This window comes from Streptomyces tendae (genome assembly GCF_014650435.1).
Taxonomy (GTDB): Bacteria; Actinomycetota; Actinomycetes; order Streptomycetales; family Streptomycetaceae; genus Streptomyces; species Streptomyces tendae.
In genome coordinates this window covers 488749-506726 of record NZ_BMUY01000004.1, presented here as the reverse complement: position 1 = coordinate 506726, position 17978 = coordinate 488749, and the positions used below count along the sequence as shown (strand labels likewise).

The window sequence follows — 17978 nt, the reverse complement described above, 5'->3', positions numbered from 1 at the left end:
CGTCACCGGCCGGCCGACGCCGCGGGGCGCGGGTCGACGAAGCTGTAGCAGGGCAGCGGCCCGGTCACACTGAGGGTCAGCCGGTCCCCGCACGCCCGGGCCCGGGCCGCCACCGCCTCCCGGAACCGCGTCTCGTCGGCCGAGCGCAGCAGGAACGACGCGCTGAGCACCTGCTCGTCGTCGGTCGTGCCCCGGACCGTCCGCACGGCGAGCGGTGCCAGCTGGTCGACGACCTCCCGGGCCGCACGCCGCGCCTCGCGGCGCACACCGAGGGCGATCGCCTCCCCGAGCCGGACGTTGGCCTCGTAGTCCGGCCGGCGCCGGGTCCGCAGGGCCAGGCTCCGCAACTTGTCGTCCCGGCGCACCAGATCGGCGAAGTGGCCGGGTACCACCGTCCCCTTGACGTTGAGTTCCACGCAGCCGCGTACGCCGTCGAGCTGCTCCGTCAAGTGGGCGCAGTCCGAGCGCAGTTGGGCGAGCAGGGTGTCGGGCCGCGGGCTGAGGACCGCGAACCGCATGGGCAGCACAGGACCCTGCGCCGCCAGTTCGTCCAGGACGGCCTGGTGGGCGAGCAGGTCACGGCGCCGGGGCCGCAACCGCGGGGGCGCGTCGGAGACCGCGGCGCACAGTCCCGACTCGGTCAGCAGCCGCACCGGGGCGCCGTCGACGCCCGGGGAGCGGGGGGTGCGGACCTCGGCGGGGGCGATGCCGTACACGTACAGGGCCTTGCGGGCGGGCGCCGCCGCGTCGGCGTCGACGGCGGTGCCGGTGGTGGCGGGCGCGGTCATCGGTCCTCCTCGTCGGTGCGCCGGCGGGGGCGGGAACGGGGGCGATCGTCGTCGTCGCGGGGGCGAGCGGCGGTCCTGCCGCGGGGCCGCTGCGGGCTCCTGCCGCGTTCCGCGCGTTCGCGGGGACGGCCTTCGGACTCCTCCTCCGCCTCCTCCTCGCGGTCGTGCTCGGGCGCGAGGACGTCGCGCACCTTGTCGGTGAGGGAGCGTGCCGTCCGCCGCGCACCGGCCTTGCCCACGGTCTTGGCCACCGGGCTGCCGAACATCTCGGGCACGGTCTTGGACCGCACGTCGTGCTCCAGGTCCAGCCGGTTGCAGGCCTCGGCGAACCGGAGATAGGTGTCGACGCTCGCGACCACGATGCGTGCGTCCACCTTGAGGATCTCGATACCGACCAGGGAGACGCGCACGAAGACGTCGATCACCATGCCGCGGTCGAGGATGAGTTCGAGGACGTCGTAGAGGGTTCCGGCGCGGGGCGCGCAGACGACCTCGTCGTCGTAGGTGATCATGCGGGGGTCCTTCCGGGTGCGGGCCGCACGGTCCGCTCACTGGTCCTGGGCACCACGCCGGTAGCGTGCGATCCTGCGGTACTGGACCAGGTCGCCCGCCGGGTCCAACTCGACCTCGTAGGTGGCGAGCAGACTGGTCGTGTCGGGGATGCGTGCCACCTCCAGCACGTCCACGTTGACGATCCAGCCGCCGTCCTCGCTGCGGCACACCGCGGAGACCCCTTCGAGGTGGTGCCGGATCAGCTCCGACAGGGCGTCGGCGGCGCGCCGGGCGGCGTCCCGGGCGTCGCGCACGTCACGCTCGCGCGTGGTCGTGGAAGTGGTGCGGCGCCGTCGCTCGCCAGGTTCTGTCATGTGCCCACTGTGACCGCGGGACCCCGGTCCGCGCGTGCGCAGTTACCCCATCCGGGGCTGCCCCGTGCGCCGGCAGTGCAGGAAGAGGTGCGGCTCGGGCCGGGCGTCCGGGTGGGCCGGGGTGAACATCGACGCCTCCTGCGCCAGCACCTCCAGGCCGGACTCCTCCGCCAGGGCGATCAGGTCCTGTGCGGGGAAGCTGGTCACGCGCACCGGCTGACCCATGAAGGTGGCGTCGACGTCCTGCACGTCCAGCGGCACGGTGGCCAGGACCAGGTAGCCGCCCGGCTTCAGCAACCGCACCAGGTGCCGTACGAGGTCCGCCTGCTCCGCCCGGTCCAGCTGGAGCAGCGAGAAGTACACGCAGACGGCGTCGAACGAGGCGTCCGCCAGCGGCACGTCGCGGATGTCGGCGCACCGGAACTCGGCGGTCGGCACCTGCCGCGCGGCCAGCTCCACCATGACCGGGGAGATGTCGACGCCCAGCACCTCGTGCCCGGCGTCCGCGAGGGTCTCGGCGGTGGGCCGACCGGTGCCGCTGCCCACGTCCAGCACCCGGCTGCGCGGCGCGAGCCGGTCCAGCAGCCACTCCAGTGAGCGGCGGTGCGTCTTCGACCCGGCGAACGCCTTCTCGTACTCGGCGCCCAGCGCGTCGAACGCGGCGGCGGCCCGCGGGCGTTCCCGGTCGTCGGTCACAGCGGGTCCCTTCGATGCGGTGAGCCGGTGCCCGGGCATCGTTCCACCGGGAGTGAGTCACCCACAAGGGGCCCTTCGGGCGACGGGGTCGGCGAGCGGCCCGACCGGGCGTCTCAGCGGTCGGTGGCGGCGTCCCGCGCCGTGCCCGGCTCCGCCATCCGGCGGTGTACGGCGGCCTTGACGCGGTCCGGCAGCACCTTGTCCGCCACTCCCTGGGCCTTGGTCTTCGCCGAGCCGGTGACGAGCTTGCCGCGGCCCTTCATGACGGCGTCGAACGCCTGCCGGGCCACCTGCGCGGGGTCGTCCTTCGGCATGGTGCCGACCCTGGTGTCGGCCATGCCGGCCCGCCGGAAGAAGTCGGTCTCCGTCGGCCCCGGCATGAAGGAGGTGACCGTGACGCCGGTGTCCGAGACCTCCTCCTGGAGGGCCTGCGCGAAGGACTGGACGAACGACTTCGAGGCGTTGTAGACCGACTGGAAGGAGCCCGGCATCGTCGCCGCGACCGAGGACGTGAACATGAGCCGCCCGACCCCGCGCGCCACCATGTCCCGCAGCAGGGGCTTGGTGAGCCGCACGGTCGACGTCACGTTGAGGTCGATGACGGACTGGTCGTCCGCGAGGTCGGTGTCGACGAAGGCGCCGCCCTGCCCCACCCCGGCGTTGATGGCCGCCACGTCCACCGCGAGCCCGGTCAGGGCGGCGACCAGCTGGTCCACGCCCTCCGCGGTCCGCAGATCCGCGCGCACCGCCCGTACCGCCACGCCGGTCTCCCGCAGCCGCTGGGCGGCGTGCTCCAGCCGTTCGTCCTCGGCGTTGACCACGAGGTCGTGGCCGTGCTCCGCGAACAGCGCGGCGAGTTCGTACCCGATCCCACTGGACGCCCCGGTGACCAGGGCGAGCGGCCTGCTGCCGTCCATGGTTCCTCCGTCCCGGGCGCACCCGCGCACCTGACGACCGCCGGGTTCCCCGGATCCGGACCTTCACCTCGCGGTCCGGCAGCGGCCGGACGGCTCACCGCGGGCGGGCCCCCTCCAGTGCCAGGTCGACCAGGCCGTGGACGAGCACGTCGTCCAGCGGCGCCCCGCTGAGCAGCACCCGCACGAACAGCGGACCGCTGACCGCCTCGATCAGCAGCCCGGGATCCGTGTCCGCGGCCAGCTCGCCCCGCTCGACTCCCCGCCGGACCATCACGACGAGCCGCACCCTGCGGCTCGAAGAGGTGCCCCGCCCGCAGCCCGGCCCGGGGGAGGTGCTGGTCAAGGTCGAGGCGGCCGGCGTGTGCCTCTCCGACGTCCACCTCGTCGACGGCACACTCACCCCGCTGCTCCTCCGGGGCGACACGGTCACCCTCGGCCACGAGGTCTCCGGCACCGTCGCCGAGACCGGGGCGGGCGTCACCGCCTGGTCGCCCGGGCAGCGGGTCGTGCTGCACGCGGGCGAGTCGCGGGACGGCGTCACCTACACCCGCGGGGTCGACTACGACGGCGGCTGGGCCGAGTACGCCCTCTCCGCCGCCGACGCCATGACACCGCTGCCCGATGCCATCCCCTTCGAGCAGGGCGCGATCATTCCGGACGCCGTGTCCACCCCGTGGGGCGCCATCACCGAGAGCGCGGCGGTCCGGCCCGCAGAGGCGGTCGGCGTGTGGGGCGTCGGCGGCCTCGGCGTGCACGCCGTCCAACTGCTCCGGGCGATCGGCGCCTGCCCGGTCGTCGCCGTCGACCCGAACCCCGTGGCCCGCGAACGCGCCCTGGCCGCCGGTGCCGACCTCGCCCTGGACTCCGCCGACCCCGAGCTGCGGCAGACGGTCCGCGCGGCGACCGGCGGCCCCGGCCTCGCCGCCGCGTTCGACTTCGCGGGCGTGCCGCCCGTACGGGAGCAGGCGGTCTCCGTCCTCGCGCCCAAGGGACGGCTGGTCCTGGTGGGCCTGACCGACAAGCCGCTCACCGTCACGGACGGGACCCGCTTCAGCTACCTCCAGCAGCGCATCCTCGGCCACTACGGCTCCGACATGCCGGTGGCCCTGCCGCAGCTGCTGCGGCTGATCCAGGGCGGGCGGCTGGACTTCTCCGGTTCCGTCAGCGGGGTGCTGCCGCTGGCCGAGGCCGCCGAAGCGGTCGCCCGGCTGGAGAGGAAGGAGGGCGACCCGATCCGGCTGGTCCTGCGCCCGTGACGTGAGGGAAAGCTGAGAATTCCAGCGGCGGTTGAACGCTCCGGCCCCCGGTTCCGTATGGAGCCGGGGGCATTTCATGTCCGAGTCCGTCACGACACAGGAGCACGCCTTGGGACACAACAGGCGCAGACGCCCGACCGGGGCGCGGCGCGCGACCTTCGGAGCGGTCGCGCTGATACTGGGGGGCAGCGGCCTGGTGGCCGTCAACGTCTTCGCCTCCGCGACGGAGTCCGGCAACACCGCCGTCCCCCTGGGCAGTTCCGGAGTCGCGGCCACCGTCGACTGCCCCGACCTGACCGAACGGCTCACGGCCGTTCCCGAGCAGGCCAGGCCGGAGGTCGACACCGAACTCGCCCACCTCGACGAGCAGATCGCCGCCGCCTACCGCGGTCTCCAGGACGCCGCCCGCACCGCGGACGACGGCACCCTCGACGAGGGCGCGATCCTCGACCCGCTGAAGCGCGAACGCGCGGCGACGATCGAACGCATCGCCGCCGCCGTCGACAAGGCCGGAGACCGCCCCGAGGGCCTGGACGCCCTCGCCGAGTGCGCCCTGCGCCGTACCGAGATCGCGTCGGCGGACGCGGGAAGCGCCAGCCCGGACCAGCGGGGAGAAGAACAGGGCCAGCAGCAGGAGCAGGAGCAGCAAGAGGGACAGGGGCAGCAGGACGGGCAACAGCAGCCCGGCAACGGGGGACAGGCGGGCAACGGCCCCGTGGCGGCGGACTACGCCGACATCGAGTCCGTCCAGCCCAACGTCGTGCGGGCACCCCGGCAGAAGAAAGCCTCGACCGCTTCCTTCGCGACCAGTTGCGGCGTCAACGCCGAGGGCCTGTTCAACTCGGACAACCTGATCGCCGCCCCCGGCGTCGGCAACGGCGCCCACCACTTCCACGACTACGTCGGCAACCAGGCCAACAACGCCCTGGCCAGTGACGAGGACCTGGCCGCGGGCGACACGAGCTGCGCCGACCAGGGCGACAAGTCCTCGTACTACTGGCCCGTGCTGAGGCTCCAGAACGGCACCGCCGAACAGGACGCGCAGTCACCGGGCGGCGGCATCGAGGGCAACGCGGGCGAGATCGTCACACCGGCCGAGGTCACCCTCACGTTCGAGGGCAACGAGCGCGGCAGGGTCACGGAGATGCCGCGGCTGCTGCGCATCATCACCGGCGACGCCAAGGCGTTCGTCAACGGCAACACCAACGCGAACGCCTCCTGGAGCTGCACCGGCTTCGAGGACCGGCAGCTGAAGGACAAGTATCCGCTCTGCCCCTCGGGCAGCGACGTGGTGCGCACCTTCACCTTCCAGAGCTGCTGGGACGGCCGCAACATCGACAGCGCCAACCACCGTACCCACATGGCCTTCGCCGCCGCCGACGGCAGCTGCCCGGAGGGGTTCCGGGCCGTTCCGCGGCTGGTCCAGCGGGTCGTCTACGACGTGGCCGCACCCAGTCTGGAGGACGGGGGCAAGACCGTGCCGCTGTTCGCCGTGGACTCCTTCCCCGAGCAGCTGCACAAGCCGGTCACCGACCACAGCGACTTCATCAACGTCTTCGACGAGGGCCTGATGCGCGAGATGGTCGAGTGCATCAACTCCGGTCGTGAGTGCGGTCCTGACACACCCCCGGGGTCCGAGCCGGGCCAGGGGGAGGAGCAGCCCGGCGGCGACGACCAGGAGCAGCCCGGCGGCAACGACCAGGAACAACCGGGCGGCGACGACCAGGAGCAGCCCGGCAACGACGGCGCGAACACCGATCCCCCTGCCGAGCAGACCGCCACGGCCTCGGCACCCGCGGACACCGGCCAGGACGGCCAGGACGGCCAGGACGGCCAGGACGGCCAGGACGGCCAGGACGGCCAGGGCGACCAGGACCAGCAGGCAGGCGGGAACGAGTCCGTGCCCCCGGCCGGGGGACGGGACGCCGACGCCTCCGCGAGCGCCGAGCCCAGGTCCGCCACGACACCCGCCGACACCCCGGACGAGGTGAGCGGCGCACCGGCCACACCCGAGGCGGCCGGCAACGGCGGCAACGGCAACGAGAACGTCGGCGGGAACGGTGGCGGCGCCGGGGCGGCGCCCGAGCCGCAGGCCCAGGGCGGACTCGCCGAGACGGGCTCCGGGCTCGGCCTGTGGCCCGCGGCGGTCGGCGGCGTGCTCTTCGCCGGCGGATGCGTGCTGCTGCTCCGATCCAGGCGACGTGCGCTGTGACGACTGTGTCACCGGTATGACGGCGGTGGGCGGGGACCTTCCCCGCCCACCGCATTTTCGAGCGCAGCGAACACGCCATCGCGGGGCGGGAAGTGGCTCATTCGGATGTTGCCAATCCCGTCACCCGGGCGCAGCCTGTTCTTCGAAAGGGCCTTGGGAGCGCTCCCATTGGTGTTCCGGGCCCGTGCTTCCTGCCGTCCCCCCACACGAAAGAAGGGCTTCATGAGTTGTCATGATCGCGACAAGGATGACAAGCGAGTCTCCACCCCGATCAGAGGTGCCCGTCGGGCGGCGACCCTCGCCCTCAGCACCCTGACCGCGGTCCTGCTCACCCTGATCCCCTGGAGCGGCACCGCCGTCGCCCACGGTTCGGTCGTCGACCCCGCCTCCCGCAACTACGGCTGCTGGGACCGCTGGGGCGACGACTTCCAGAACCCGGCCATGGCCGACGAGGACCCCATGTGCTGGCAGGCGTGGCAGGACAACCCCAACGCCATGTGGAACTGGAACGGTCTGTACCGCAACGGCTCGGCCGGTGACTTCCGGGCGGTCGTCCCCGACGGCCAGCTCTGCAGCGGGGGCCGGACCGAGAGCGGACGCTACAACTCCCTCGACACCGTGGGCCCGTGGCAGACCACGGACGTCGCCGACGACTTCACCGTCAAGCTCCACGACCAGGCCAGCCACGGTGCCGACTACTTCCTGGTCTACGTCACCGAGCAGGGCTTCGACCCCGCCACGCAGGCACTGACCTGGGACTCCCTCCAGCAGGTCGCGCGGACCGGCAGCTACGCGCCCAGCCAGAACTACGAGATCCCGGTGAGCACCTCGGGGCTGAGCGGCCGGCACGTCGTCTACACGATCTGGCAGGCCTCGCACATGGACCAGACGTACTTCCTGTGCAGCGACGTCGACTTCGGCTGACCCGCGCCACTCCCGTCCCCCCACCCCCGCCGGGCGCGCCGCGTCCGGCGGGGACACCGGTCGGGCGACCGTCCGCCGAAGTGCTCCGCGCCCGTTCCCGGGTGCGGTATACGTCCCCTCATGGACTACTACGACCTGGGCGGCCACGGGCGCCCGGTGACGACCTCTTCGCCCGAGGCCCAGCGGTGGTTCGACCGTGGGCTGGTGTGGACGTACGCCTTCCACCACGAGGAGGCGGTCGCCTGTTTCGAGGCCGCCGCCGCGGCGGACCCGGACTGCGCCATGGCCCACTGGGGCATCGCCCACGCCCTCGGCCCCAACTACAACAAGCCGTGGGAGGCATTCGACGCCGAGGAGCTGACCCGGACCGTCGACCGCACCCACGCAGCCGTCGAACGCGCCCACGGCCTGGCCGGCCGGGCCACCCCGGTCGAACGCGCCCTCATCGGCGCCCTGCGCGCCCGCTACCCGCAGGCGAGCGCCGTCGAGGACTGCTCGGTGTGGAACGCGCCGTACGCCGACAGCATGCGCTCCGTGTACGAACTGGCCCGCGACGACCTGGACGTGGCCGCCCTCTACGCGGACGCCCTGATGAACCTGACCCCCTGGCAGCTCTGGGACCTGCGCTCAGGGCTGCCCGCCAAGGGTGCGCGCACCCTGGCGGCGAAGGAGGTGCTGGACCGCGCCCTGGCCGCCGACGGGGGCCGCGACCACCCCGGCGTCCTGCACCTCTACGTCCACCTGCTGGAGATGTCGCCCACTCCCGAGGCCGCCCTCACGGTCGCCGACCGGCTGCGCGGCCTGGTCCCGGACGCCGGGCACCTCCTGCACATGCCGTCGCACCTCGAAGTGCTGTGCGGCGACTACCGCCGTGTGGTGTCGGACAACGAGGCCGCGATCGCCGCCGACGAGAAGTACCGCGCCCGGTCGGGGGCGATGAACTTCTACACCCTCTACCGCTGCCACAACTACCACTTCAGGATCTACGGGGCGATGTTCCTGGGGCAGTACGAGGTCGCCCTCGACACCGCGGCCCGCCTGGAGGCGTCCGTTCCCGAGGAGCTGCTGCGGGTGGAGAGCCCGCCGATGGCCGACTGGCTGGAGGCTTTCCCGGCCATGCGGGTGCACGTCCTGATCCGGTTCGGCCGCTGGGCGGAGATCCTCGCCCTGCCCCGGCCGGCCGACCCCCGTCTGTACTGCGTGACGACCGCGATGCTGCACTACGCCCGCGGCGTCGCCCTCTCGGCCACCGGCCGGGTCCCGGAGGCGGAGGCCGAACGCGAGCTGTTCCGGTCGGCGGTCGAGCGGGTGCCCGAGTCCCGCACGCTCTTCAACAACACCTGCGCCGACATCCTCGCCATCGCCTCGGCCATGCTCGACGGCGAACTGGAGTACCGCAGGGGCGACCACGCCGCCGCCTTCGCCGCCCTGGAGCGTTCGATCGAGCTGGACGACAGCCTCCCCTACGACGAACCCTGGGGCTGGATGCAGCCCACCCGGCACGCCTACGGTGCCCTGCTCCTGGAACAGGGCCGGATCGCCGAGGCCGAGGCGGTCTACCGGGCCGACCTGGGCCTGGACGACACCCTGCCCCGCCCGCTCCAGCACCCGAACAACGTCTGGGCCCTGCACGGACTGCACGAGTGCCTGGTGCGGCTGGGCAGGGCGGGGGAGGCGGCGATCGTGGCGCGGCAGCTCAAGCTCGCCACCGCGCTGGCGGACGTGCCGGTCGAGGCGTCCTGTTTCTGCCGTCTCGACACCACCGCGGCCACCGGCGGCGGGCCCGGCTGCTGCACCACGGACCACTGACTCCACCCGGCCCGCCGCGCGAGGACCGGGGAAGGCGGGCGGGTGTCAGACGTTGACGCCGAAGTCCGCGGCGATGCCCGCGAGACCCGAGGCGTACCCCTGACCGACGGCGCGGAACTTCCACTCGGTGCCGTGCCGGTACAGCTCGCCGAAGACCATCGCGGTCTCGGTCGAGGCGTCCTCGGACAGGTCGTAGCGGGCGAGTTCCTGGTTGTTCGCCTGGTTGACGACACGGATGAAGGCGTTGCGGACCTGGCCGAAGCTCTGCCCCCGGTTCTCCGCGTCGTGGATGGACACCGGGAAGACGATCCGGTCCACCTCGGCCGGGACCGAGGCCAGGTTCACCTTGACCGCCTCGTCGTCGCCCTCGCCCTCGCCGGTGAGGTTGTCGCCGGTGTGCTCGACCGAGCCGTCCGGGCTGGTGAGGTTGTTGTAGAAGACGAAGTGCCCGTCCGAGAGCACCTTGCCCGACGTGTCGAGGAGCAGCGCGGAGGCGTCGAGGTCGTAGTCGGTGCCGGTCGTGGTGCGCACGTCCCAGCCCAGACCGACCAGCACGGCGGTCAGGCCGGGCGCCTCCTTGCTGAGCGAGACGTTGCCGCCCTTGGCCAGGGAAACTCCCACTGTGTTCTCCTTCGTCGCGTTCGCTGTGTTCCGTGCGGTCACCGATAATCTACAGCACTGTAGAAGAAAGCCTTCTATACGATGGCGCACCGGAAGACGATCGGCGGCGGAAGGAGGCGGGCCGTGACGGATGACCGGCGTCCGCGGCGGCGGGGCCAGGGCGAGCTGGAGGCGCTGGTGCTGTCCGCGCTGCGCGAGGCGGACGGCCCCGCGACGGCCGGCTGGGTGCAGGAGCGCCTCGGCGGCGACCTCGCCTACACCACGGTGATCACGATCCTGACCCGGCTCCTCGAGAAGGGCGCCGTCAGCCGTGAGCGTGCGGGCCGGTCCTTCGCCTGGACGCCGGCCTCGGACCAGGCGGGCCTGGCCGCGCGCAAGATGCGCAAGGTGCTGGACGCCGAGAGCGACCGGGAAGCGGTCCTGGCCAGCTTCGTCACCGGCCTCGACCCCGACGACGAGCGGCTGCTGCGCGAACTGCTCGGGCACGCGCGCGCCGCGGAGGACGGCTGACACCGCATGGGGGTCTTCGTCTTCCTGCCCCTGGTCCTGCCCCTGACGGCCTGGCCGATCGCCCGGCTCGCAGAGCAGCACCTGCACCCGCGGACCGCGACCAGGCTGCTCACCGCCGTCGCCGCCGTGATGGCCCTGTGCAGCACCGTGTGCCTGGCCCTGGTGATGGTGGTCGGCACCGCCCAACTGCCGGGCAACCCGCTCCCCGACGGCTGGTCGGACCCCGAGGTCCGGGCGGCGGTGCCCTACGACGAGGTGGTCGGCAAGGCGGCCATCCCCGCGCTCTGCGCGGTGGTCGCGGCCTCGGCGCGGGCCCTGTGGCGGCACGGCAGGGTGCGCCGCCGCGCCCACCGGGCACTGGCCGGGCTGCCCGGCACCGGGGTGGCCGTACTGCCGGACGACGTGCCCTACGCGTACGCGCTGCCCGGTGGTCGCCGGGACCGCGTGGTGGTGAGTACGGCCCTGCTGGACTGCCTCGAACCGGGTGAGCGGCGCGCCCTGTTCGCCCATGAGCGCGCCCACCTCGCCGCCGGGCACCACCGCTTCCTGCTCGCCGTACGCCTCGCCGCGCTGGCCAACCCGTTCCTGCGGCCGCTGAGGACCGCCGTCGCCTACACGGCGGAGCGGTGGGCGGACGAGACCGCCGCCCGCACCGTCGGTGACCGGCGGACGGTCGCGACGGCGATCGGCAAGGCGGCCCTGGTCTCCCGCGGTACTCCCGTCGCCACCCTCGCCGGACTCGCGGCGCCCGGTCCGGTGCCGCGCCGGGTGGCCGCCCTGCTCGGCCCCGCCCCGGTGGTCCGCACCTGGCCCCCGGTGTTCACCTCGGTGGGCCTGGCCGCGTGGGCCGCGGCGGCGGGGACCGCCGTCTCGGCGATGTCGTCCGCGAACGCCGCCGTGACGATGTTCCTCATCCTCCGGACCGCGACGCCGCTGTGAGACTCCCTCACCCGATCGGCTGAGTCACCAATCCGGGGCCGGGGCGGCTCCGGATTCCCCGTGTGAGGGAAGAACCGAGACCACGCCGAGCGCGAACCGGCGGCTGACTCCGGACCCGGGTCGGCCGGCCGCCACGCGACGGCGCCGGGTACTCGGCGGACCGCCGCACAGCACATCGACCCAGCACGACCATCGCGCATCACGCGCACCACGACTCCGTACCGACGCAGCCTTCGTGCTGCCCGTTTTCAGGGAGATTCTCCATGAACGCCCGTATCCGCCGCTCCGTCGTCGCCGTCGTCGCGGCCGCCGTCCTGCCCCTGTCCCTGGCCGCCTGTTCCGACGACGGCGACAGCGGCTCCTCGGACTCCGCGCAGGCCGCCTCCTCGGCGCCCGCGGCGACCGACGACCAGTCGGCCGACAGTTCCGGCGGCATGGCGGGCTCCGACGAGCCGTTCGGCCCGGCCTGCTCCACGGTGCCGAAGGAGGGCGCCGGTTCGTTCGACGGCATGGCCAAGGACCCCGTCGCCACGGCCGCCTCGAACAACCCGGCCCTGTCCACGCTGGTGTCGGCGGTGAAGAAGGCCGGTCTGGTCGACACGCTCAACAACGCCGAGAACATTACTGTCTTCGCGCCGACCAACGACGCCTTCGCCAAGATCCCGAAGGCCGACCTGGACAAGGTCCTGGCCGACAAGGCGATGCTCACCGACATCCTGACCTACCACGTCGTGGGCCAGAAGCTCGCGCCCAAGGACCTGGAGAACGGCTCCTTCGACACGCTGCAGAAGTCGAAGCTGACCACTTCGGGCTCGGACGAGTCCTACGAGGTCAACGACTCCGCCAAGGTCGTCTGCGGCAACGTGAAGACCGCCAACGCCAACGTCTACATCATCGACACCGTCCTCATGCCGAAGAGCTGAGGCGCGAGTGGAAGTGGCGGCCCGAGGGCCGGGGGAGCGGGGCGGTGGCGGCCCGCCCCCCGGCGGGGCGGTGGCCCTGTGGTAGCTTGCGCAAGCCAGTCGAACCCACCTGGTGGGTCAGGGAATCCGGTGCGAATCCGGAACTGACGCGCAGCGGTGAGGGGGACGGGCGGAACACGGCCACTGGGCGGCGTAAGACGTCCGGGAAGGCGTTCCGTCCGGTCGAACCCGAGTCCGAAGACCTGCTGGCACCCGTGCCGCGTGCGGCGCGGGCCGCATCGTACGGACGGGCTTCGCGCATGAGCCCTCGACGCCAGAGGATCCCCTTGTCCGCAGCAGGTCCGGTCGGCCCCCGACGCCCCTTCCTTTCCCGCCGCGCCCTGCGCGGTCCCGTCCTGCTCCTGTCCGGCGCCCTGCTGGCCTCCGGTTGCGGGTCCGGGGCGGCCACCGACGACGCGGCAGCGCCGGCCGGTGCGGCCGGTTACCCACGCACGGTCCGGGACTGCGGGCACGACGTCCGGGTCACCGCGCCGCCGCGCCGGGCCGTCTCCCTCAACCAGGGCACCACGGAGATCCTGCTCTCGCTCGGCCTCGCCGACCGCATGGCGGGCACCGCCACCTGGACCGACCCGGTCATGAAGGGACTGGAGAAGGCGAACTCCGCGGTCCCCCGCCTCGCCGACGACATGCCGTCCTTCGAGACGGTGCTGGACGCCGAACCCGACTTCGTCGCCGCCTCCTTCGCCTCCACGCTCGGCACCGGCGGCGTGGCCACCCGCGAACGGTTCACGGAACTCGGTGTGCCGGCCTACCTGTCCCCCTCCGACTGCGCGGGCAAGGACAACAGCGGCGACGGCGACGGCGTCCGCAGCGAGCCCTTCACCATGGACACCGTCTACGGCGAAGTCCGCGACCTGGCCCGCCTCTTCGACGTCGAGCAGCGCGGCGAGAAGCTCGTCGCCGACCTCGAGTCCAGGGTCGACAGGGCGACGTCCGGCCTCGACGCCTCCGGCGTCACCCTCATGTACTGGTTCGCCAACTCCACCTCGCCCTACCTGGCGGGCTGCTGCGGCGCCCCCGGCGTCATCACCCGCGCGGTCGGCGCCGAGAACGCCATGGACGACACCCACGAGGAATGGCCGCAGGTCGGCTGGGAGACCGTCGCCGACCGGAACCCCGACGTCCTGGTCCTCGGCGACCTCACCCGCAAGTCGCAGACGGCCGAGACGGCGGCGAAGAAGATCGAGTTCCTGGAGTCCAATCCCGTGACCAGGAACATGACCGCCGTCCGGAAGAAGCGCTACGTGCTGCTCAGCGGGCAGGCCATGAACCCCACCATCCGTACCGTCGAGGGCGTGGAACAGGTGGCGGCGGCGCTGCGCGAGTTCGGGCTCGCCAAGTGACGTCCGCGAGCCGGACGGCCGCGGCCCAGGCGTCCGTCTCCGGCATACGGGCGTCCCGCCGCGCCCCCCTCGTGTGGGCGGCGGCCGGAATCGTCGCCCTGTGCGCCTCCGTGGCCGTCGCCGTGACGATCGGCCCGGCGGACATCGGCGTCGCCGACGTGTGGTCCGTGATAGCCGCCCACCTCGGTGTCGGCACCGGCGCCGAGGGCGTCTCGCCGATCCGTGACGGCATCGTCTGGGACCTGCGCCTGCCCCGCACCCTGCTCGCGGCGGTGTGCGGTGCCGGACTCGCCGTGTGCGGGGCCGTCCTGCAGTCACTGCTGCGCAACCCACTCGCCGACCCCTTCGTCCTCGGCGTCTCCTCCGGCGCATCGACCGGCGCCGTCTTGGTCGTCGTGCTCGGCGTGGGCGGCGGTGCGCTGTCCGTCCCCGGCGGGGCGTTCATCGGCGCGGTCTGCTCGTTCGCGCTGGTGATGCTGCTCAGCCACAGCCTCGGCGGCACCACGGACCGGGTGGTGCTCGCGGGCGTGGCGGCGATGCAGCTGTTCTCCGCGCTCACCTCGTTCGTGGTCATGACCGCCGCCGACGCCGAGACCACCCGCGGCGTGCTGTTCTGGCTGCTCGGCTCGCTCGGCGGCGCGGGCTGGGGCGACGTACGGACCGGCACGGCCGTCCTGGTGCTGGTCCTGGCCGTGTGCCTCGCTCACGCCAGGACGCTGGACGCCTTCGCCTTCGGCCAGGACGCGGCGGCCGCGCTCGGCGTCCGGGTGGCCCGTACCCGGCTGGTGCTGCTGTGCGCCACCGCCCTGCTCACCGCCGCCCTGGTCGCCTCGGCCGGCGCGATCGGCTTCGTCGGGCTGGTGCTGCCGCACGCCGTGCGGGCACTCACCGGCCCCGGCCACGCCCGGCTGCTGCCGGTCTGCGCACTCGCCGGCGCCGTGTTCCTGGTGTGGGTCGACACCCTGGCCCGTACCGTCCTCGCACCCCAGGAGGTCCCGGTGGGCGTGGTGACCTCGCTGATCGGGGTACCGGCCTTCGTGCTCGTGCTGTACCGCACCCGGAGGGCACGGTGACCCTGAACGCCGAGCGGGTCTCCCGCACCGCCGGTGGCCGGCTGATCCTGGACGGCGTCGACCTGAGCCCGCGGACCGGCGCCACGACGGGCCTGCTCGGCCCCAACGGCTCCGGCAAGTCGACCCTGTTGCGGCTGCTCGCCGGCGTACTCGCCCCCACCTCGGGCCTGGTCAGCCTCGACGGAAGCCCGCTGGACCGGTTGGGCCGCCGGGACGTCGCCCGGCGCGTGGCGGTGGTCGAGCAGCAGACGGACACCCAGGTGGAACTGACGGTCCGGGACGTCGTGCGGCTCGGCCGCATCCCGCACCGCCGCGCCTGGACACCGGCGTCGGCGGCCGACGAGGCGGCGGTCGCGGCCGCACTGGAGCGCACCGGACTGACCGGGCAGGCCGGCCGGCTGTGGCACACGCTCTCCGGCGGCGAACGCCAGCGCGTCCAGATCGCCCGCGCCCTCGCCCAGGAGCCGCGCGAACTGCTGCTCGACGAGCCGACCAACCACCTCGACATCCAGCACCAGCTGGACGTGCTGGCCCTTGTCGCCGCCCTGCCGGTCACCAGCGTCGTCGCCCTGCACGACCTCAACCTCGCCGCGATGTACTGCGACCACCTCGTCGTCCTCGCGGAGGGACGGGTCGTGGCCCGCGGCGAACCCACGGAGGTCCTGACCACCGACCTGGTCGCGAAGGTCTACCGGGTCGACGCCGAGATCACACCCACCGGCCCGGCCGGCCGCCCGCACGTGCGCTTCCTGGGCACACTGCCGGGCTAGGAACCCGCCCGCCCCAGCGGCCGCCGGTGCGTGCTCAGTCGTCCATCAGACCGGCGGCGAGCGTCGCCCCCAGCTCCCAGCAGGACGCCAGATCTGCCTTGCCGGGCTCACCGGTCACGTTCACCGCGGGCGCCGCACGCTGCCAGCCGAGCCCGGTCGTGACCGACTCGATGGCGCGTACCGCGCCCGTGGTGTCGTTGCCCCCGTGCACGTAGTAACCGAAGGGGCGGCCGCGCGTCTCGTCCAGGCACGGGTAGTAGACCTGGTCGAAGAAGTGCTTGAGCGCACCGGACATGTACCCCAGGTTGGCGGGGGTGCCCAGCAGGTACCCGTCGGCCTCCAGTACGTCGACGGCCGTGGCCGCCAGCGCCGCCCGCCGGACGACCCGCACCCCTTCGATCTCGGGCGCGGTCGCCCCGGAGACGACGGACTCCAGCATCGCTTGGCAGTTCGGCGACGGCGTGTGATGCACGATCAGCAAAGTGGCCACACGGGCAGCCTGCCGCCCGGCACCCGCCGACCGCAAACGGACACCACGCCACCCGGGAAGCCCGCCCCGTCGGCGGCCTACTCCTCGGGCGCCCCCGTCTCCGTCAGCTCCCCGTCGGCCAGCCGCAGCCAGCGCTCGACGCCGATCTCGCGCAGGAACCGCCGGTCGTGGCTGACGACCACGAACGCACCCCGGTAGGAGTGCAGGGCGCTCTCCAACTGGCCCACGCCGACCAGGTCGAGGTTGTTCGTCGGCTCGTCCAGGAGCAGCAGGTGCGGCGCCGGTTCCGCGCACAGCACGCAGGCCAGCGTGGCCCGCAGCCGCTCGCCGCCGGAGAGCAGGCCGACGGGCAGGTGGGCGCGGGCGCCCCGGAAGAGGAAGCGGGCCAGGAGGTTCATCCGCTCGGACTCCGGCCGGTGCGGGGCCCAGGCGGCGAAGTTCTCGGCGACGGTGCGCCCCTCGTCCAGCAGGTCCAGCCGCTGGGAGAGGTAGGCGACCCGCCCGTCGGCGCGCCTGATGTCGCCGTCCTGCGGATCCAGGTCGCCGTCGACCAGGCGCAGGAGCGTGCTCTTGCCCGTGCCGTTGGCCCCGGTCAGCGCGATCCGCTCGGGGCCGCGGACCGTCAGGTCGACGCCCCGGTCCCCGAAGACGTCCCTGTCGCCGAGCCGGATCCGCAGCCGCTCACCGAGGAAGAGGGTGCGTCCGGCGGGCACCCGGGTCTCCGGCAGGTCCAGCGTGATGCGCTGCTCCTCGCGCAGCGACCGCTCCGCCTCGTCCAGCCGTGCCTTCGCCTCACCGACCCGGTTGGCGTGGGTCTGGCCCGCCCGCCCCGCGGACTCCTGCGCCCCGCGCTTCATGTTGCCCGCGAAGATCCGGGGCAGCCCGGCGTTCTTGAGGTTGCGGGCCGCGTTGCTCGCCCGGCGGTCGGCACGCTCGCGGGCCTGCTGCAGCTCCCGCTTCTCCCGCTTCAGCTCCTGCTCGGCGTTGCGGACGTTCTTCTCGGCGACCTCCTGCTCGGCCCGGACGGCTTCCTCGTAGGCGGTGAAGTTGCCGCCGTAAAGGCGCAGTTCGCCGCTGTCGAGTTCGGCGATGCGCTCCATGCGGTCGAGCAGTTCGCGGTCGTGGCTGACCAGCAGCAGGCAGCCGTTGTAGTCCATCAGCACGTCCTGGAGCCTGTCGCGGGCCTCCACGTCGAGGTTGTTGGTGGGCTCGTCGAGGAGGAGCACGTCGGGTCGCTTCAGCAGTTGCGCGGCGAGTCCGAGGGAGACGATCTGGCCACCGCTGAGCGTGCTCAGCCGTCGGTCCAGGGCGAGGTCGTCCAGGCCCAGGCGGTCGAGCTGGGCGCGGGTGCGCTCCTCGACGTCCCAGTCGTCACCGATGGTGGCGAAGTGCTCGTCGGCCACGTCACCGGACTCCACGGCGTCGATGGCCCGGATCACGGCGTCCACACCGAGGACCTCGGCCACGGTGAGGCCGCCGGTCAGTGGGAGGGTCTGCGGCAGGTGGCCGAGGACGCCGGAGACCGTGACGGAGCCGCCGGTGGGCCGCAGCTCACCGGCGATCAGCTTGAGCAGGGTGGACTTCCCGGCACCGTTGGGAGCCACCAGGCCGGTACGGCCCACGCCCACGGTGAACGACAGGTCCTGGAAGACGGGGGTGTCGTCGGGCCAGGAGAAGGACAGGTTGGAGCAGCGCAGGACGGCGTCGGACATGGAGACGACCTCGTGGCGGTGAGGGGCAGGAAAGAGACCTCTGCCCGGGAGGGAACACAGGGAAAAGGG

The 17978-nt window shown here is 73.0% G+C and carries 18 protein-coding genes, 1 pseudogene and 1 riboswitch; of the genes and pseudogenes, 10 read left to right on the top strand and 9 right to left on the bottom strand.

Annotated elements, in window-relative coordinates; genetic code table 11:
* Window positions 1–2 precede the first annotated feature (2 nt).
* The 6 genes and pseudogenes from IE258_RS14325 to IE258_RS14300 form a co-directional block, all read right to left on the bottom strand.
* Window positions 3–788, bottom strand: coding sequence for a GvpL/GvpF family gas vesicle protein (locus tag IE258_RS14325; protein ID WP_189743407.1), 786 nt, complete (start codon window positions 786–788; stop codon window positions 3–5).
* The gene (locus IE258_RS14320; protein ID WP_189743405.1) at window positions 785–1300 is read right to left on the bottom strand and encodes a gas vesicle structural protein GvpA; all 516 of its coding nucleotides are present in this window, start codon (window positions 1298–1300) and stop codon (window positions 785–787) included. Before IE258_RS14320 ends, IE258_RS14325 begins: the two co-directional genes overlap by 4 nt.
* Before the next feature lie 36 nt (window positions 1301–1336).
* The gene (locus IE258_RS14315; protein WP_159323824.1) at window positions 1337–1654 is read right to left on the bottom strand and encodes a gas vesicle protein GvpO; all 318 of its coding nucleotides are present in this window, start codon (window positions 1652–1654) and stop codon (window positions 1337–1339) included.
* A 42-nt stretch (window positions 1655–1696) separates the two neighbouring features.
* Window positions 1697–2389 (bottom strand): class I SAM-dependent methyltransferase, encoded by a 693-nt coding sequence (locus IE258_RS14310; RefSeq protein WP_189743403.1) that lies wholly within the window; start codon window positions 2387–2389, stop codon window positions 1697–1699.
* A gap of 74 nt (window positions 2390–2463) precedes the next feature.
* A complete protein-coding gene (locus tag IE258_RS14305; RefSeq protein WP_189743401.1) occupies window positions 2464–3267 on the bottom strand; it encodes an SDR family NAD(P)-dependent oxidoreductase in 804 nt (267 codons plus the stop codon).
* A gap of 94 nt (window positions 3268–3361) precedes the next feature.
* A pseudogene (locus tag IE258_RS14300) lies at window positions 3362–3553 on the bottom strand (TetR-like C-terminal domain-containing protein); the annotation flags it as partial.
* Between IE258_RS14300 and IE258_RS14295 the strand changes: the two are divergent.
* The 4 genes from IE258_RS14295 to IE258_RS14280 all read left to right on the top strand — a co-directional run bounded on the left by IE258_RS14295 (window position 3537) and on the right by IE258_RS14280 (window position 9468).
* Window positions 3537–4523 (top strand): zinc-binding dehydrogenase, encoded by a 987-nt coding sequence (locus IE258_RS14295; RefSeq protein ID WP_189743620.1) that lies wholly within the window; start codon window positions 3537–3539, stop codon window positions 4521–4523. The pseudogene IE258_RS14300 and the gene IE258_RS14295 sit on opposite strands and share 17 nt — an antisense overlap.
* A 76-nt stretch (window positions 4524–4599) precedes the next feature.
* Window positions 4600–6735, top strand: coding sequence for a DUF1996 domain-containing protein (locus IE258_RS14290; RefSeq protein WP_189743398.1), 2136 nt, complete (start codon window positions 4600–4602; stop codon window positions 6733–6735).
* Between the two features lie 222 nt (window positions 6736–6957).
* Window positions 6958–7659: a lytic polysaccharide monooxygenase auxiliary activity family 9 protein gene (locus tag IE258_RS14285; protein WP_189743397.1), complete on the top strand. Its 702-nt coding sequence runs from the start codon at window positions 6958–6960 to the stop codon at window positions 7657–7659.
* Window positions 7660–7779: 120 nt separating this feature from the next.
* Window positions 7780–9468: a tetratricopeptide repeat protein gene (locus tag IE258_RS14280; RefSeq protein WP_189743395.1), complete on the top strand. Its 1689-nt coding sequence runs from the start codon at window positions 7780–7782 to the stop codon at window positions 9466–9468.
* Between the two features lie 45 nt (window positions 9469–9513).
* Here the strand turns inward: IE258_RS14280 and IE258_RS14275 are convergent, their stop codons facing one another.
* Complete coding sequence (locus tag IE258_RS14275; RefSeq protein ID WP_189743393.1) at window positions 9514–10089, bottom strand: TerD family protein; 576 nt, start codon at window positions 10087–10089, stop codon at window positions 9514–9516.
* Between the two features lie 81 nt (window positions 10090–10170).
* Here IE258_RS14275 and IE258_RS14270 point away from each other — a divergent pair, with 81 nt between their 5' ends.
* The 6 genes from IE258_RS14270 (at window position 10171) to IE258_RS14245 (ending at window position 15707) form a co-directional block, all read left to right on the top strand.
* Complete coding sequence (locus IE258_RS14270) at window positions 10171–10599, top strand: BlaI/MecI/CopY family transcriptional regulator (protein ID WP_159323815.1); 429 nt, start codon at window positions 10171–10173, stop codon at window positions 10597–10599.
* A gap of 6 nt (window positions 10600–10605) precedes the next feature.
* The gene (locus IE258_RS14265) at window positions 10606–11538 is read left to right on the top strand and encodes a M56 family metallopeptidase (RefSeq protein ID WP_189743391.1); all 933 of its coding nucleotides are present in this window, start codon (window positions 10606–10608) and stop codon (window positions 11536–11538) included.
* Window positions 11539–11801: 263 nt separating this feature from the next.
* Window positions 11802–12461, top strand: coding sequence for a fasciclin domain-containing protein (locus IE258_RS14260; protein WP_189743389.1), 660 nt, complete (start codon window positions 11802–11804; stop codon window positions 12459–12461).
* Window positions 12462–12540: 79 nt separating this feature from the next.
* A riboswitch (cobalamin riboswitch) is annotated at window positions 12541–12725 on the top strand.
* A gap of 62 nt (window positions 12726–12787) precedes the next feature.
* A complete protein-coding gene (locus IE258_RS14255; protein ID WP_229892103.1) occupies window positions 12788–13864 on the top strand; it encodes an ABC transporter substrate-binding protein in 1077 nt (358 codons plus the stop codon).
* 44 nt (window positions 13865–13908) lie between these two features.
* On the top strand, window positions 13909–14937 hold the full coding sequence (locus IE258_RS14250) for a FecCD family ABC transporter permease (protein ID WP_189743616.1): 1029 nt from the start codon (window positions 13909–13911) through the stop codon (window positions 14935–14937).
* The gene (locus IE258_RS14245; protein WP_189743387.1) at window positions 14934–15707 is read left to right on the top strand and encodes an ABC transporter ATP-binding protein; all 774 of its coding nucleotides are present in this window, start codon (window positions 14934–14936) and stop codon (window positions 15705–15707) included. Before IE258_RS14250 ends, IE258_RS14245 begins: the two co-directional genes overlap by 4 nt.
* A gap of 34 nt (window positions 15708–15741) precedes the next feature.
* Here IE258_RS14245 and IE258_RS14240 read toward each other — a convergent pair whose 3' ends face one another.
* Window positions 15742–16197, bottom strand: a complete 456-nt coding sequence (locus IE258_RS14240) for a flavodoxin family protein (RefSeq protein WP_189743385.1) — start codon at window positions 16195–16197, stop codon at window positions 15742–15744.
* A gap of 77 nt (window positions 16198–16274) precedes the next feature.
* On the bottom strand, window positions 16275–17909 hold the full coding sequence (abc-f, locus tag IE258_RS14235; protein WP_189743382.1) for a ribosomal protection-like ABC-F family protein: 1635 nt from the start codon (window positions 17907–17909) through the stop codon (window positions 16275–16277).
* Window positions 17910–17978 lie beyond the last annotated feature (69 nt).

What these genes read in the sequence shown, in the direction of transcription:
- abc-f (WP_189743382.1), bottom strand. Translation starts at nt 17,909, where the DNA reads ATGTCCGACGCCGTCCTGCGCTGCTCCAACCTGTCCTTCTCCTGGCCC.
- IE258_RS14315 (WP_159323824.1), bottom strand. Translation starts at nt 1,654, where the DNA reads ATGACAGAACCTGGCGAGCGACGGCGCCGCACCACTTCCACGACCACG.
- IE258_RS14270 (WP_159323815.1), top strand. Translation starts at nt 10,171, where the DNA reads ATGGCGCACCGGAAGACGATCGGCGGCGGAAGGAGGCGGGCCGTGACG.
- IE258_RS14280 (WP_189743395.1), top strand. Translation starts at nt 7,780, where the DNA reads ATGGACTACTACGACCTGGGCGGCCACGGGCGCCCGGTGACGACCTCT.
- IE258_RS14320 (WP_189743405.1), bottom strand. Translation starts at nt 1,300, where the DNA reads ATGATCACCTACGACGACGAGGTCGTCTGCGCGCCCCGCGCCGGAACC.
- IE258_RS14260 (WP_189743389.1), top strand. Translation starts at nt 11,802, where the DNA reads ATGAACGCCCGTATCCGCCGCTCCGTCGTCGCCGTCGTCGCGGCCGCC.
- IE258_RS14290 (WP_189743398.1), top strand. Translation starts at nt 4,600, where the DNA reads ATGTCCGAGTCCGTCACGACACAGGAGCACGCCTTGGGACACAACAGG.
- IE258_RS14285 (WP_189743397.1), top strand. Translation starts at nt 6,958, where the DNA reads ATGAGTTGTCATGATCGCGACAAGGATGACAAGCGAGTCTCCACCCCG.
- IE258_RS14325 (WP_189743407.1), bottom strand. Translation starts at nt 788, where the DNA reads ATGACCGCGCCCGCCACCACCGGCACCGCCGTCGACGCCGACGCGGCG.
- IE258_RS14310 (WP_189743403.1), bottom strand. Translation starts at nt 2,389, where the DNA reads ATGCCCGGGCACCGGCTCACCGCATCGAAGGGACCCGCTGTGACCGAC.
- IE258_RS14265 (WP_189743391.1), top strand. Translation starts at nt 10,606, where the DNA reads ATGGGGGTCTTCGTCTTCCTGCCCCTGGTCCTGCCCCTGACGGCCTGG.
- IE258_RS14305 (WP_189743401.1), bottom strand. Translation starts at nt 3,267, where the DNA reads ATGGACGGCAGCAGGCCGCTCGCCCTGGTCACCGGGGCGTCCAGTGGG.